Raw genomic sequence first — 279 nt, 5'->3', positions numbered from 1 at the left:
CCTTATTGCTGATACAAAAAACCTGCCAAAACTACTATCCTTTTTCCTTCTTTGCAGAAAAAATCAATCATTGGTTCTTATTATTGATGGACAAGATGCAAAAGAAGTGTACCATACGATTTCCCAATTACTTAATAAGTCAATAAAAGCAGAACTTAGAAAAGAAAACATAATGGAAAAAGATAAGACTGTTCTTATTTAAAAGACATTATAAGATTAGATAAAATGAAAAGGAGCCCTTGCTTTAAAAGCCTGGCTCCTTTTTAATTAAACTCCAAC

Annotated in this window: 1 pseudogene; it reads left to right on the top strand. The window is 30.5% G+C overall.

The annotated features are described in order from the left end of the window. Positions 1-202, top strand: a pseudogene (locus RG959_RS24040) (hypothetical protein); the annotation flags it as partial. Positions 203-279: the final 77 nt, after the last annotated feature.

The organism is Domibacillus sp. 8LH (genome assembly GCF_038806185.1).
Lineage (GTDB): Bacteria > Bacillota > Bacilli > Bacillales > Domibacillaceae > Domibacillus > Domibacillus indicus_A.
This window is presented reverse-complemented; position numbering and strand designations above follow the sequence as displayed.